Annotated in this window: 13 protein-coding genes; 7 read left to right on the top strand and 6 right to left on the bottom strand. The window is 53.8% G+C overall.

Annotated features, from left to right (window positions below; all coding sequences use genetic code 11):
* Nucleotides 1–256: 256 nt before the first annotated feature.
* A complete protein-coding gene (locus tag Y71_RS20190; protein ID WP_007373675.1) occupies nucleotides 257–2515 on the bottom strand; it encodes a TonB-dependent siderophore receptor in 2259 nt (752 codons plus the stop codon).
* Nucleotides 2516–2937: 422 nt separating this feature from the next.
* Nucleotides 2938–3843: a LysR family transcriptional regulator gene (locus Y71_RS20185; protein WP_007373677.1), complete on the bottom strand. Its 906-nt coding sequence runs from the start codon at nucleotides 3841–3843 to the stop codon at nucleotides 2938–2940.
* 165 nt (nucleotides 3844–4008) lie between these two features.
* On the opposite strand from Y71_RS20185, the gene Y71_RS20180 reads away from it, so the two are divergent.
* From Y71_RS20180 to Y71_RS20155, 6 genes are all read left to right on the top strand, one after another.
* A complete protein-coding gene (locus tag Y71_RS20180; RefSeq protein ID WP_007373678.1) occupies nucleotides 4009–4758 on the top strand; it encodes an SDR family oxidoreductase in 750 nt (249 codons plus the stop codon).
* Entirely contained in the window at nucleotides 4758–5207 is a 450-nt protein-coding gene (locus Y71_RS20175; RefSeq protein WP_007373679.1) for a hypothetical protein, read from the top strand. Before Y71_RS20180 ends, Y71_RS20175 begins: the two co-directional genes overlap by 1 nt.
* A 76-nt stretch (nucleotides 5208–5283) precedes the next feature.
* Nucleotides 5284–5457 carry a hypothetical protein gene (locus Y71_RS20170; protein ID WP_202819264.1) on the top strand — a complete coding sequence of 58 codons (174 nt, stop codon included), beginning with the start codon at nucleotides 5284–5286 and terminating at the stop codon, nucleotides 5455–5457.
* 66 nt (nucleotides 5458–5523) lie between these two features.
* The gene (locus tag Y71_RS20165; RefSeq protein ID WP_007373682.1) at nucleotides 5524–6489 is read left to right on the top strand and encodes a fatty acid desaturase; all 966 of its coding nucleotides are present in this window, start codon (nucleotides 5524–5526) and stop codon (nucleotides 6487–6489) included.
* Nucleotides 6455–7273: a phosphate/phosphite/phosphonate ABC transporter substrate-binding protein gene (locus Y71_RS20160; protein ID WP_035943202.1), complete on the top strand. Its 819-nt coding sequence runs from the start codon at nucleotides 6455–6457 to the stop codon at nucleotides 7271–7273. The genes Y71_RS20165 and Y71_RS20160 overlap by 35 nt, the downstream gene beginning before the upstream one ends.
* Nucleotides 7274–7393: 120 nt before the next feature.
* Nucleotides 7394–8485: an NADH:flavin oxidoreductase/NADH oxidase gene (locus Y71_RS20155; RefSeq protein WP_007373684.1), complete on the top strand. Its 1092-nt coding sequence runs from the start codon at nucleotides 7394–7396 to the stop codon at nucleotides 8483–8485.
* A gap of 57 nt (nucleotides 8486–8542) precedes the next feature.
* Here the strand turns inward: Y71_RS20155 and Y71_RS20150 are convergent, their stop codons facing one another.
* The 3 genes from Y71_RS20150 to Y71_RS20140 all read right to left on the bottom strand — a co-directional run bounded on the left by Y71_RS20150 (nucleotide 8543) and on the right by Y71_RS20140 (nucleotide 11439).
* On the bottom strand, nucleotides 8543–8740 hold the full coding sequence (locus Y71_RS20150; RefSeq protein ID WP_007373685.1) for a hypothetical protein: 198 nt from the start codon (nucleotides 8738–8740) through the stop codon (nucleotides 8543–8545).
* A gap of 230 nt (nucleotides 8741–8970) precedes the next feature.
* Complete coding sequence (locus tag Y71_RS20145; protein ID WP_007373686.1) at nucleotides 8971–10680, bottom strand: pectate lyase; 1710 nt, start codon at nucleotides 10678–10680, stop codon at nucleotides 8971–8973.
* Between the two features lie 57 nt (nucleotides 10681–10737).
* Entirely contained in the window at nucleotides 10738–11439 is a 702-nt protein-coding gene (locus Y71_RS20140; protein ID WP_035889729.1) for an oligogalacturonate-specific porin KdgM family protein, read from the bottom strand.
* 802 nt (nucleotides 11440–12241) lie between these two features.
* Here Y71_RS20140 and Y71_RS20135 point away from each other — a divergent pair.
* Nucleotides 12242–12802: a helix-turn-helix transcriptional regulator gene (locus Y71_RS20135; protein ID WP_007373688.1), complete on the top strand. Its 561-nt coding sequence runs from the start codon at nucleotides 12242–12244 to the stop codon at nucleotides 12800–12802.
* Nucleotides 12803–12892: 90 nt separating this feature from the next.
* Here Y71_RS20135 and Y71_RS20130 read toward each other — a convergent pair whose 3' ends face one another.
* Entirely contained in the window at nucleotides 12893–13786 is an 894-nt protein-coding gene (locus Y71_RS20130) for a proline iminopeptidase-family hydrolase (RefSeq protein ID WP_007373690.1), read from the bottom strand.
* Nucleotides 13787–13870: the final 84 nt, after the last annotated feature.

The raw sequence follows: 13870 nt of genomic DNA, 5'->3' as shown, positions 1-13870 counted from the left end.
AAATCCCCCCTCCACCGCATGGCTGCGGTTGGGATTTGGAAGGGGGGATGGAGTACTACTTTTATGAAGGAGTGGTATTACACCACAGTTGATTTCTGCTGGATCCATTCCCGCCGAACTCAACTGCGCTAATAATAAACCCGCATCGTGAAAGGATTATGCAGAAGCGATGAAGATTTTGTCATCATATATAACAGCGCGGATTTAGCGCACAAAAAAGCCGGAAAAGTAACCTGTTCCGGCTTGGATGATGACATCAGAAATGCGTGTTCACGCTAACATAAAAGGTGCGTCCGGATTCGTTATACGTTTCTGCGCCTGCGCCGTACAGGTAAGCACCGGTGGTGCTGTTGCCGGTGGTTTGCGCATTACCGGCGCGGTAGTGGCGGATATCAAAGATATTGTCCACGCCGCCGGTCAGGCTCAGGTTTTTGTTCACCGTCCAGGTCGAGCTCAGACCGACCACGCTGTAAGGGCTGACTTCATTCAACTCACTGCCGGAAACCGCTTCACCTTTATAGTTGAAGCGTTTGGGTTTCTGCCGTCCGTACCAGGTAAAGGTGCTTTGCAGCGACAAATCATCGCGTACCTGCCAGGCCAGCGTCGAGTTCAGGGTAAATTGCGGGATCACCGACAGACGATCGCCCGTGGTTTTGTTCTTGCTTTGCAGCATCCACGTCATGTTGTTACTCCAGTTGACGCTTTCGCTAACCGGAACATTCAGCGTGCCTTCCAGCCCTTCCACTAACGCTTTCGGCACGTTTTCCCACTGATAAATATTGGTGGTGCCATTGCTGGCGGTACCGACGGCGGAATAACCGGATTCGATCTTGTTGTGGTAATCATTGCGGAAGTAAGTGATGCCGCCCTGGAAGCCGTTGTGTTTGTACTCGATGCCGATCTCTTTGTTAACGCTGGTCTCGGCTTTCAGGTCGCTGTTACCCATCAGATAACAGGCTGAACTACTGGCATAGCATCCCTGGCCATTACTGTAGAGAATGTAGTTCGGGTTGAGCTGATAAAGATTTGGCGCTTTATAGGCGCGCGCAATCCCCAGTTTTAACGTCCAGTCCTCCGCCAGCCCTTGCGACAGGTTCAGCGACGGGCTCCAGTTGTTGCCGACAATCGAATGGTGATCAAAGCGCAGCGCCGGTGTCAGCATGGTGCTGTCGGTAAGGGCGATATTATCTTCGGTAAACAGCGAGAAGATCTCCGCGCTGGAATATGGACTGCGATTGGTGCTGCTGACGCCATCAATCGATCCGTAAGAGAGCGACTGGGTTGTCGAAACGCCATCTTTCATGCGCTGCTGGTTCCACTCGGTGCCGATAGTCAGGTTCTGATCGACGCCCAGCGTAAATGGAATGTTGACCTCGCTGTGTAGCAGTACATCGGAAAGATCAATATCGAAGAACTTATCGCTGGAGAAGATCCCTTCCGTGCCGCCAGCCAGTCCTTCGCCGAGCCGGGAGTTGCGGGTGCGTTCATACTGCGCGTAGGTGTTGGTTGTTACGCCATTGTCCCAGCCGCCGGTCCAGGTCACGCCCCAGTTCTGGCGGTAAAGACGGTTGGTCTCTTTGCCATACATACTTTTCACCAGCGTGCTGGTGTTGGTGTTCTGCGTATCGCCTGCGTACAGGTTGCCCTGACGGCTGTAGCCGGACTCAAACTCCAGTGCCTGCATCGGGGCGAATTCCCAGCGCACTTTGCCGTGAATATCTTTATTGATCACCCCTTCACGGCCTGCCGGATAAGAACCGGCGTAGGTACCGGTGCGTGCGGCTTCGTGGCCGGAGTTGATGTCCTGTGCGTCGGCCTGGGTTTTGCTCAGGTTGCCCCACAGGTTAAAGCTGACGGTATCGGAAAGCGGGCCGTTCAGGCTGAAGTTGGTGCGTTTCGTCGAACCTTCTTTGCGGTGCTGCGGCGCATTCAGATAAGTGTTCCATGAACCGTGCCATTCACCGGTAGTGGGTTTGGTGATGATATTCACTACGCCGCCCATCGCGCCGTTGCCGTAGCGCGCGGCGGCCGGGCCACGGATCACATCGATATGATCGATCATTTCCGCCGGTACCCAGTTGCTGTCGCCACGGCTATCGCGATCGCCACGCCAGCCATAGCGCACCGAGTTACGGCTGGTCACCGGTTTGCCATCCACCAGAATCAGCGTGTTTTCCGGCCCCATACCCCGGATGTCGATCTGGCGATTATTTCCGCGCTGACCGCTGGTGGAGTTGCCGGTCAGGTTGACGCCAGGCTGCGTGCGGATCAGTTCCGAGACATCGCGAGCGGGCGGGTGTTTGCGGATTTGTTCGGCGGTAATGGTGGATACGCCGGAAGCCTGCAACGTCTGTTTGGCGGCGGTTACCACCAGCGTATCTTCCTGCGTTTTGGTTGTGTCCGTCGCGGTTTGGTCAGAAGTATTACTGGTGTCAGCGGCCTGTACCGGAAGCGTCAGACCCCACAGTGCCACGTGAATCAGCATGGCCAGTGGATAATGTGAAGCGTGTTTCATGCCATATTCCCTGTATTTTTATGTGTACGGTTCTCGCTTTTTTCGGGCGTCGTGACGCCTCCCTGAGCCGTGGCATAAAAAAGAGAATACATGCCCGGACTGCGGCGGTTATCTGCGTCAATAAATGAGTAAAAACGAGAGGGATTATTTGCACGATGGGGAAAACGTTATTCGCCAGAGAATCCTCATCATGCGCGAATGACGTTAATAGAAATGAAATTCATTATCAATGATAATAGCTATTCAAAATTTACAAATTTAAATGTTATTTATAATCAAGGATTTATAAATATACTCTTAGAATTGGTATGCGAAGTGGGTAAATAATAAAAGCAAATCATCATTGTTAATTCATAATGTTTTCAAATTCTCTTCATTATTAACGTTGTTATTCGTTGAGTCACGAAAATAATATGCCGACATTAGCGGTTAACATTTTTCGGGAAACTCTCCAGCAGCCAGTCAATAAAAACCCGCAGGCGATGTGTAACATGGCGGTTTTGCGGATAGACCACATGGAAAGGGTAGGGCGCGGGACGCCACGGGCGCAAAATTTCCACCAGCGCGCCGCTCTTCAGCGCGCTTTCCAGCGCATAACTGAAGGTCTGAATAATCCCCAGCCCGGCCAGGCCGGCGGCCAGATGGGCGTTACTCTCGTTTACGCCGATGCGGTGATCGACCTTGATTTCACACTTTTCGCCGTCGCGCTCAAAACGTAAGGGGAAGGCTCTGCCGGTTTGCGGCGACAGATAACTCACCAGCCGGTGGCCATTTTTCAGCTCGTCCGGGTAGGCGGGCGTGCCAAAGGCTTTCAGATACGCGGGCGTGGCGCAGGTCAGCAGTGTTGCAGCGCCAATCTGGCGGGCGATCAGTGAGGAGTTATCCAGCGGGCCGCCACGGATCACGCAGTCCACATTGTCGCTGATCAGATCCACCGGGCGGTCAGAAACGCCGAGATCGATACGAATATCCGGGTAGCGCGCCAGAAACTCCGGCAGCGCCGGGATCAGCACATCGCGCGCCGTGGAGCCGCCGACGTCAATACGCAACTGACCACGCGGATGGCTGCGCACGCTGTTAAAGGAGGTATCGATATCTTCCAGATCGCGCAAAATGCGCGCGGTTTTGTCGTAATAGTCGCGTCCTTCCGGCGTCACCGTCACGCGGCGAGTGGTACGCTGCAACAACCGCACGCCGAGGTGCGCTTCCAGCTCCTGCACCAGTTTACTTAGCGTGGCGTTAGGCATCTCCAGTGAATCTGCCGCCCGGGTAAAATTTCCGGCTTCCACCACGCGGGCAAAAGCCCGTATTGCCTGCAACTGATCCATACGTCCCCCTTACTGGCGAAAATTGATTATACACCACGGTGAATAGTCATTTTCATTTTTCGGTATTTTTCAATAAAAACGCCAGCGCTACAGTGCAGCTATACCGAAGACGTCAGCCCGGCTGACCGCCGGTAAACCCTAAAACCTAAATTGAGGAACAGAAAAATGACGAAACAACTGAGCGGAAAAATTGCCCTTGTCACTGGCGGTACCAGCGGTATCGGTCTGGCTACGGCAAAAGAACTGGTAGCCCAGGGCGCACGTGTCTTTATTACCGGTCGTCGACAGAAAGAGCTGGATGCCGCTGTCGCTGAAGTCGGTGCCAGCGTAACCGGCATCCGTGCCGATGCGTCAGTTCCGGCGGATCTCGACGCGGTGTATGCGCAAATCGCTAAAAGCGCCGGGCGACTGGACATCCTCCACGCCAATGCCGGGGGCGGCGATATGTTGCCGCTGGGGTCGATTACCGAAGAGCATTTCGACCGCATTTTTGCCACCAACGTACGCGGCGTGCTGTTTACCGTACAGAAAGCGCTGCCGTTGCTGGTGAATGGCGCATCGGTTGTATTGACCGGCTCCACCGTGTCGATCAAAGGGACAGCCAACTTCAGCGTCTACAGCGCCAGTAAAGCCGCCGTGCGTAACTTTGCCCGCTCGTGGTCGCTGGATCTGCAAGGCCGCGGTATCCGCGTCAACGTGGTCAGCCCTGGCCCCATCCGCACACCGGGGCTTGGCGATTTAGTCCCGGATGAACACCGTCAGGGATTGTTTGACGCACTGGCCGCGCAAGTACCGCTGGGCCGTCTTGGCGAACCGGAAGAGGTCGGCAAAGTGGTGGCTTTCCTGGCGTCGGATGCCTCCAGCTTTATCAATGGCGTAGAGCTGTTTGTTGATGGCGGCATGGCGCAAATCTGATGGTCAACGCCCTCACTTTTCGCGGGCTGGTGCCGGCAGCGTCGATGGCGCTGCCGCAGGTTCGCGCACAGACAATGGAGCATAAAGAGATGACATCACCTGAACTGCAAATCGCTCAGCACCTGATCGATAAACACTTTGTCATCTGGAACGATCCGCAGCCGCGTATCAGTAGCTTTGGCGAGGTTTATACCGGGGACTTTTATGTTGCCGATTACGCCGACATCGCCACCGGCTATCCGCAGGTTGTGGCGTTAATTGCCCGCGTCCAGCGCGAACATCCGGGCTTTGTCTTCCATCCGGCGCCCGTGACCTGGAATCATGGGCTGGGCCGCGTGACCTGGAGCTATGGCCCGCAGAACGACTCCGGGCTGGTACACGGCGAAGACATTTTCACCGTTCGTGATGGCCGTATCGCCAGCATCCATGTGTTTATCAACCAGCCCTGAGTGGCAAAAACAATGAAACGACCTCTATTACTATCCCGACGATCGGCAGACCTTTATTGATGGCGCGGTGCCGGAAATGGCCGCCATGTTCTTTCGGACGCTGGCGACGGTGGTCAAAAATATGCGCCTCCTTCATCGCGAAGGCGTGCGTTATGACGTGGCGCAGCAACATTCTGGATCCGCGCGGCAAAGTGGCCTGCGCCGCGCCGCCCGGCGTTTTGCCATTTTCAGCAATAGTTACGCCATTTAAGTTGGTTGTGATTTCTGCCGTTCCCTCACATCGTGACGCGAATAAGCGCAGAGAGTGTATGAGTGAATGGCAAAACGTCGTGCGGTCTATTTACATGAAGAACAACGTCATTTTATCCAACAGCGCGCCCGCAGCTGGCTGTGGCGCTATGAGCTTCCCACCTGGACGGTAATTATCGCCGTGTATAGCGGCTGGTTCGCCACGCTGGCGAACTGGCAAAGCTTAGGCCTGTGGCCGGCAACGTTGCTGCTGATTGTGTTTACCTGCTGGTATCTCTCTGTGCAGCATGAATTAATTCACGGTCATCCAACGCGCTGGCCGTGGTTTAACCAACTGCTGGGCCTGCTGCCGCTGGCGGTCTGGTATCCGTACGGCCTTTACCGTGATTCCCATCTCGCGCACCACAACACGCCGGAGCTGACACTGCCGCACGCGGATCCTGAATCTTATTATTTTGCCCCTCAGCGCTGGCAGCGTTTCTCGCGCGTGCAGCGCGACATCATTCGTCTGCGCAACACGTTCCCCGGGCGATTGCTACTGGCACCGCTGCTCGATATCGGGCAACTGCTGGCAGTCATGATGACCGCATTTTATCAGCGGCAAAGGAAAGCGATCGTCATGTGGCTGGTGCACGGTGTACTGCTTGCGGCGCTGTTTATGTGGATGGCGCATTGCGATTTTTCACCGCTGTGGTTTGTGCTGGCGGTTAGTTATCCGGCGCTGGCGGTGACCAAAATCCGCTCCTTTCTCGAACATCAGGCGGCAGACGATCCGCTGGCGCGCTCGGTGATTAATGAAGCGGCGCTGCCGTGGCGTATTCTGTTTCTGAACCTCAACTACCATTCCATCCACCACGATCTGCCCAGTGTGCCCTGGTATGGATTGCGCACGCTCTACCTGCGTGATCGGCAGGCGTACCGCCAACGTAATCGCGGATTTCTGGTTCGGGGCTATAGTGAATGGTTACGACGCTTTTTGTTTACATCGGTGGACGTGAATGCACACCCAGGCTGCAAGCAACACTACGACTAACCTGTTTTCCTTGCCCATGTACGATCTGCACCGCGCAGATACCGTGGCGCTGGGCGGTGTGCTGAAAGAACTGTTCGCCGCTCGCGGTATCATGGCCACGCATGTCTGGCCGCCGCCGGATCTGTTAACGCACTGGCAGGAAGATGCGCTGCTGTTAAGCCAGACCTGCGGTTATCCGCTGGTCACGCAGCTTGATAAAGTGCAAACCGTGGGCTGTTTTCACTATCAGGCACCGGGCTGCGAAGGCATCGGCTACCGCAGTTTCCTGGTGACGCGTGAAGAAGAGAGCGGGAAAACGCTGGGGGATTTTCGCGGTCAGCGCGCCGTCTGCAACGCCATCGAATCACAATCGGGCTATAACGCCCTGCGGAAAATGGTCGCAGCGCTCTCCGGCGGGGAACGTTTTTTTGCCACGGTGGAGTTTAGCGGTAGCCACCGGCAATCGCTGGTGGCGTTGCAACAAGATCGTGCGGATATCGCCGCCATCGACTGTGTCACCTGGGCGCTGCTGCAGCGCCATCAACCGGACTTACTTGAAGGGCTGACGATTATCGGTCAAAGCCCGTTGACACCCGGGCTACCGCTTATCACCTCCGCTTCAACCTCCGCCGCCAGTCTGGCGCTGCTGCGGGAATCATTACAGCAACTGGTCAGCGATGCACAGTATCAGCACGTTTGTGCGGCGGCATTGATTGGCGGTTTTGCCGCTGTCACACGCGAGGATTACGCTTTACTGCTGGAGTGGCGGGATGACGCGGCAGCGCGCGGCGTGGTTGATTTATAAATGTTGAAATATTTCATCATGTTGTGAAAACCAAAAGCCAACAAACGGCACGTTCCGCCAAAGACAATCGCGCGCGGCAGGCAGAAAGTCATGAGTCTCAGCCGGACTTAAGGAGAAGAAATGAGCCAATTATTTACGCAAGCAAACGTGGGCAGCGTTGCGCTGGATAACCGCATTGTTATCGCTCCGATGTGTCAGTATTCCGCCGACGCGGGGAAAGCGACTGCCTGGCACCGCATTCATTTGGGCAACCTGGCGCTTTCCGGGGCCGGGTTACTGATTATCGAAGCCACCGCCGTAGAGCCGGAAGGGCGTATCTCACCGCAGGATCTGGGCTTGTGGGATGATGAGACACAGCAGGCGCTGCGCGTGGTGCTGGATGATATTCGCCAGTATTCACCGATAAAAATGGGCATCCAGTTGGGCCATGCGGGACGTAAAGCCTCCGTCAGCGCGCCATGGCTGGGCGGCAAACAGCTCAGCCTGGAAGAGGGCGGTTGGCAAACGATCTCCGCTTCGTCCGTGCCGCACGATCCGGGCGAACGCCCGCCGCGTGAAATGAGCCAGCAAGATCTGCAACGCGTCAAACAGCGCTTTGTCGACAGCGCACGCCGCGCCGTGGCGCTGGGCATTGAGGTGATCGAAATTCATGCCGCTCATGGTTATCTGCTGCATCAGTTCCTGTCGCCGCTCTCCAACCAGCGTACCGACGAGTACGGCGGAAGCCTCGAAAACCGTCTGCGTTTTACGCTGGAAGTTTTCAGCGCGGTGCGTGAAGCCGTGCCATCATCCGTGGCGGTCGGCATCCGTATTTCTGCCACCGACTGGATAGAAGGCGGCTGGGATCTGGAGCAATCCATCGTACTGACGAAGGAAATCGAAGCAGCGGGCGGCGATTATGTTCACGTCTCCAGCGGCGGGTTGTCGCCGTTGCAGAGCATTAAAGTGAGCGCCGGGTATCAGGTGCCGTTCGCCAAAGCGCTGCGTCAGCAGACCAGTATGCCGGTGATCGCCGTTGGGCTGATTACGGAACCTCAGCATGCAGAAGAGATTCTGCAACAGGGGGACGCGGACCTGATTGCGCTGGCGCGCGGTGCCCTTTACGATCCGCGCTGGCCGTGGCATGCCGCCGCAGCGTTGCACGGCGCGGTGCATGTTGCGCCGCAGTATCGTCGCGCGGAGCCGCACGGCGTGAAAGGCACGGTAAAATAATCAATTCAGGCGAGCCTGACCGCAGCAGGCTCGCCTGCCTGAAAGTGCTAAGCGGAGCTAAACGCCTTTGCGTACCAGTTCCGCTGCTTCCAGAAAAACCTCATCTTCAACCCCATCACCCCGGCTTCTGCCTTGCCGTTCAATCTCCTGAATAATGTTGTCGCGGTTAATTGTCTTTCGCTCCGAAACCAGTCCAATTACTGCTGCGCCAATGGCTAATCCAATGAGTCCCGTGTGCTCATCATTGAACTTCATGCTCCACTCCTCCTGATTATTGGTACAGGAAAAATCTAGCACAGGGATATATTTTCGTCATTTTCCCAAAGTGCCGTGCGATCAGCAGGATATGGCCGCTATGCGCCGGAGATCTGTTTCCCTTTTTCGCAGCGCTTGCGGCAGGATTGTGCAGGTTATTATCGGGTTGTTCAGGGGGAAAAAAATCAACAACATGGCCTCTCACTGGCTGGCAGTGAGAGGCTTTTCAATCACTTCTTACCGTTAGGTTTTAACTGCTCGCCCGGCTTGAGTTTGAACAACTCATCGTCGCGCGTGGAGTAACGCACCGTACCATCCTCCAGCCGGTATGCGCCTTCGGTAAACCCTGCGCCATTGAGGAACGGAGCCACCGCATCCGGTTTACCGCGCATCGCCGCTTCCAGCGCCAGCAAGGCATAAGGGGCGATACTGTCGATATTGGCGTAGATATACTGCTGATCATCGACGAAAAAGCCATTCAGCCGTTTGTGGGCAATAATGTTGTCCGCCACTTTATCCGCCAGCGTGAGGTAGCTTTTATCGCCGGTTGCCTGCGCCAGATCGATCAGCGCAAAGATGGCGTACGGCTCGCTGTTTTGCGTGGTGAGATCCAGTTTGTGGTTTTTGCCGCCGGGTTCGCCGATATCACCCAACCCCTGGCTACGGGCAATCCCGCGCGCCACTTTCCATATCTCTGTATCCGGCTCCAGCGTCCAGGCGCGGGCGTAAGAGAGCAGGAATTCATTGCCTGCCGGATAAGGCTTCAGCACGGTGCCTTTTTTACCGTAGTAGCCGTCACGTTTCAGGGTATAACCCGACAAATCGCTGCCGTTTGCCAGCATTGGACGGAAGGTGTTGCTGTTCGCGTCATAGGCATATTTGGCGAAAGCTTTCAGGCCATCCAGCGTCCATTTTTTGATGTCATCCCCGTCGTGTCCGAGAGATTTCGCCAGCGCCAGTTGCATCAGCGCGTTTTCCGAATAGAGCGTGCTGGTACGGCCTTTCAGCATCATATTGCCTTCCAGTGCATCCGCGCCAAACTCCGGGCCAAACTGGCGCTGCGCGCGGTCGCCATATTTTGAGTTGGTATCGCTGTCGTCGCTGGTTTCGGCGCGTTTTAACGCCTGGGTAAACTGATAAACGCCTAACCCGGTCTTTTTATCGCGTGGCAGAACATACTGTTCCGCCAGCCGTTTTGCCCAGGTGAGCGCGCCTTTGTCACCATCGTGTTGATAGAGCAGCGAGGCGGAGTAGATCAGATCATTTCCCGCGTTGAGAAAGCTCAGGCCTTTGGTGGCAAAGAACGGCGGCTGTTGTTCAAACTCGCTGTTCCACAGTTTGCCCATTACTTTGCCGTATTCCCCGTGGCGGCTGGTTTCCAGGATCTTCCAGTCGTAAACATGTGCATTCCAGAATGCGCGGATAAAACGTTCGGTCGCCGGTTTATCGACGGTAAACATCAAATCATAGTAGGGGTAGGCGTTCTTCAGTTCGTGGACCATCTCTTTCTCGCTTGGCCCTTCCGGTTGCAGCGTGTTGAGATCGATAAAGCGGTGTCCGCCCCACAGCAGCAGCCCGCTCTTGTCCTGGTAATGGCGGAAATAGTAACGAACATTCTCTTCGGCCAGTTTTTTGTATTTTGCATCGCCGCTCAGATTACTTAACCCAACCAGCACGCGCATCAGGTTCTGCTGCGCGGAAAAATTCGACAGCACTGCGGTTTTCCCATCGGGGAAGATCCATTCCATCTGCTTGCCGGTACGCGGATCCACGCCATCGGCCAGTAACGGCACGTTGGGCTGATTTTGTGCGGCGGCCTTCGTTATCACCGTGTCGGCAAAGGCTTTGACGCTGCTCAGGCGCGCGCTCTCCTGCGCAATGGCCGCGCAGGAGAAGGTACTCAACATCGTTAATGCCAGCGTTATTTTTGACAGTTTCATTATTCGCCTCTTTAAAAATAAGGATTTCTGCCGAAATCCTTATTTATATCCGGGTTATCAGAAATTATATTTCACACCGACGCGGTAACGAGTTTGACGTTCATCTGTATATTTACTGCCGGATACATTACCAATCGCAACATACGGCGACCAGTTTTTATCAAATTTGTAGGTTAATTTCACATCATGCGTCCAGTCGTAATTTTCATTATCGGCAATCAGCACGCCAGCGGACGTCGCGTGTTTATAATCCAGTTCGTAGTCGAGCTGATAATCATTAAACAGTTTCCACGAAATAACAGCCGTCAGGTTGTAGCCGTTTTCGCTGGTGTCTTTTGTGGTGCCGATGTTGTTGGAGTTGCGCTTAAAGTAAGGGCGGTAGCGCAGCGTAGCTCCGACATCACTGGAGAAGTTGACCTTGCCGCGCAGATACGGGCGATAGTTGTTCGAGGTTGAACTGCTGTCCAGTGAAAAACCCGGTTCAATCTGGAAGGTCGGATTAATTTTATAAACATAACTGGCAACCACTTCCGTACCATTACTGACGGTTTCGTGATACGCCTTGTCTTTATTTTGTGAGCCTTTCCATTTGCCTTCCAGCGATAAACCAAAACCATTTGCAAAGCGGTGCGACATTAATAAACGATCTTTGTGGTTATTACCGCCACTGTCATTTATTTCATGGCGATAATCAAAAGTCACCGCATGAGCCGCAATACTGAACAACGGTATGGTAGTTAATAACAACGTGCGCAACATAATATCCCCTATTATTTTAACCCAAAGGTACAGAAGGTTCTCCGCAAAAAAATTGCAGATAGTTTTAATTCAGAGGGAATGTGACAATCCCTGCTGATAAAAATTGATATAATTAGCAGGCATAATAATTATGACGAATATAATCACTGTGCCGGTAATGTGGTGTGTGGTGCCGGGTGCCTCCCGGTGAACTGGAGGCCGATCTCTCCAGTTCGCCCATAAAAATGAAACATCATTGAGGATAACCTCATATCAGCATGACCCCGCCGCTGAGGGGGATTCACCACACAGAATACGTTATCAACCAAATTATCAGGATTAATTGGGTGCATTAATCTTGTTGTTTTCATATCTTAATTAATCATATGGAACGCACTTTTACACAATTTGAAATGATGTTTTGAGGCTGAGATCAAACATTTAAATACAGACTGAAAATTATTCAAATGATGGAATTAAAGATATTCCTATTTATAATAAATCATTTATAAACAACAAGATAAGTTTTCTAAGTGAGGTGGTGAATAAAGAGATGTATTGTTGATTTACTATCGAAAATAAATAAGTTAATAAATTTATTCCTGGAATAAATTGCGAACATTTGACGAAAAATGCAATACACTGAGCGCAACAGGGAGAGTGCGGAATGCAGAACCAGACGGGATGTCATCAACAACCTAAACGAAAGCTAAACAAGACAGTCAGCCAGGCTTGATCTGCCTTAACGTATCCCTAACACTCAGGAAAAAACATGCCTCCGTTAACGGAGCGGAAAATATAAAAATTATCCTCTGGAGCCGCTATGACAATCTATGGAAAGGATCGCCTTTTCATCTACGGTATTGAGAAAATACTCAGGCAACTGAGCAGAGAAAAAGGCAGCCGTTTTCGCAGCGGTGGCGCCGCAATATATGTGACCGCGGGAATGGATATCGTGGAAATGTATTCACTGTTTTTCTCCAGCCCGCCGCCGCATTACTCTATTTTCATCTCCTCTGAACGCCATTTCGATTCACTGACGCTACTTTTCCCTGGGCTGGTGAAACTCTGCCTTGCAGAAGATGTTCACGTACATGAGCTGCGCCAGGCACTGGAAGTGATGATCCTGCTTTGTCAGCAAAACCAGCAGCCCGGCTATATTCATGGCGCCTTTAAGTTCACCAGCGCCGAGCAGCAAATTATGCGCTTGCTGCTGCGCGGGCATTCAGTGGAGGATATCGCGCGGATACGCGGCGTCAGCCCGACCACCGTCAGCGTGCAGCGCAACAGCCTGATGAAACGTACCGGCACCAAGAGCTTGCAGGCGCTCTGTTCGCTCTATTCAGCGATGCGTACCGGTAGCGCACCCGCGATGTGCCGTTAATGCACGGTGTTGCTGGCTGGCAGGCACAAAAAAAGCGCCTGGCCGGCGCTTAAAAACAACAAACACAATCCACCTGGTGTGGGCTGAGAATCAACAGGTTTTCGCCAAAAAATCACTGACGGTCTGCATGCACAACGACCGCTCTTCGACATGGGGCATATGGCTGGAGGATTCGAAAATCACCCATTGTGCCCCGGTAATATGATCCATAAACGGCTGCACCACTTCTGGCGTGGCTTCGTCATAGCGCCCGGAAATCAGTAATGTCGGAACGCGCACCTGCGGCAGACGGTCGATAATCGTCCACTCTTTCATGCTGCCGATCACGTGGAATTCTGTTGGGCCGTTCATTGCGTGGTACACCGTCGGATCGGCGTCCATCGCATCAAAGGTGCGCTGTACTTCCGGCGGCCAGGGGGAGAGACGGCAGACATGGCGCTGGTAAAACACCTGGCTTGCCGCTTTGTATTCCGCGCTGTCCAGCGTGCCCGCTGCTTCGTGCGCCAGCAGCGTCTGCTGGACGTCAGGCGGAAGCTGCGCGCGCAGTTTCGCTGCACCTTCCAGCCACAGCGCCATTGATGCCGGTGAGTTGGCGATAATCATCGCTTTCAACCCTTGCGGCTGGGTGACTGCATGTTCTGCCGCCAGCATTCCGCCCCAGGATTGCCCCAGCAGCGCGTAGTTGTCGGCAATCTCCAGCGCCTGGAGAAGATGATTCAGTTCGTCGAGAAACAGCGAGGGCTGCCAGAAATCCGGGCTTTTCTCCGGCAGATGGGTGGAACGTCCGTTACCCAATTGATCGTAGTGGATCACGGCGCGCCCGGTTTCGGCGATATCTTTGAACGCATCAACATAATCGTGAGTGCAGCCGGGGCCGCCATGCGCGACCACCAACGGCGTTTGACCGTTGTGTAGATCGCCGCAGATGCGAAACCAGGTCTGATATCCCCGGAAGGGAACATAGCCTTCTCGAATGGTGTACATGAGTGACGTTTACCCTGTTAAGTGAACTGGCTTTCAGGTTAGAACGTCACTGCTTACGCTGAACACTAGCAAAAATGCTAGTTC

Origin of the sequence: Kosakonia radicincitans DSM 16656 (assembly GCF_000280495.2) — a bacterium.
In the GTDB taxonomy this organism is placed as follows: domain Bacteria; phylum Pseudomonadota; class Gammaproteobacteria; order Enterobacterales; family Enterobacteriaceae; genus Kosakonia; species Kosakonia radicincitans.
Note: the sequence above shows the minus strand (reverse complement) of the source record. Positions and strands in the feature narration are given on the sequence as shown.

Excerpts from the sequence above, each read along its gene's own strand:
- Y71_RS20185 (WP_007373677.1), bottom strand. The coding sequence starts at position 3,843 with ATGGATCAGTTGCAGGCAATACGGGCTTTTGCCCGCGTGGTGGAAGCC.
- Y71_RS20190 (WP_007373675.1), bottom strand. The coding sequence starts at position 2,515 with ATGAAACACGCTTCACATTATCCACTGGCCATGCTGATTCACGTGGCA.
- Y71_RS20175 (WP_007373679.1), top strand. The coding sequence starts at position 4,758 with ATGGTCAACGCCCTCACTTTTCGCGGGCTGGTGCCGGCAGCGTCGATG.
- Y71_RS20135 (WP_007373688.1), top strand. The coding sequence starts at position 12,242 with ATGACAATCTATGGAAAGGATCGCCTTTTCATCTACGGTATTGAGAAA.
- Y71_RS20130 (WP_007373690.1), bottom strand. The coding sequence starts at position 13,786 with ATGTACACCATTCGAGAAGGCTATGTTCCCTTCCGGGGATATCAGACC.
- Y71_RS20140 (WP_035889729.1), bottom strand. The coding sequence starts at position 11,439 with ATGTTGCGCACGTTGTTATTAACTACCATACCGTTGTTCAGTATTGCG.
- Y71_RS20145 (WP_007373686.1), bottom strand. The coding sequence starts at position 10,680 with ATGAAACTGTCAAAAATAACGCTGGCATTAACGATGTTGAGTACCTTC.
- Y71_RS20180 (WP_007373678.1), top strand. The coding sequence starts at position 4,009 with ATGACGAAACAACTGAGCGGAAAAATTGCCCTTGTCACTGGCGGTACC.
- Y71_RS20155 (WP_007373684.1), top strand. The coding sequence starts at position 7,394 with ATGAGCCAATTATTTACGCAAGCAAACGTGGGCAGCGTTGCGCTGGAT.
- Y71_RS20165 (WP_007373682.1), top strand. The coding sequence starts at position 5,524 with ATGGCAAAACGTCGTGCGGTCTATTTACATGAAGAACAACGTCATTTT.
- Y71_RS20150 (WP_007373685.1), bottom strand. The coding sequence starts at position 8,740 with ATGAAGTTCAATGATGAGCACACGGGACTCATTGGATTAGCCATTGGC.
- Y71_RS20170 (WP_202819264.1), top strand. The coding sequence starts at position 5,284 with ATGGCCGCCATGTTCTTTCGGACGCTGGCGACGGTGGTCAAAAATATG.
- Y71_RS20160 (WP_035943202.1), top strand. The coding sequence starts at position 6,455 with ATGCACACCCAGGCTGCAAGCAACACTACGACTAACCTGTTTTCCTTG.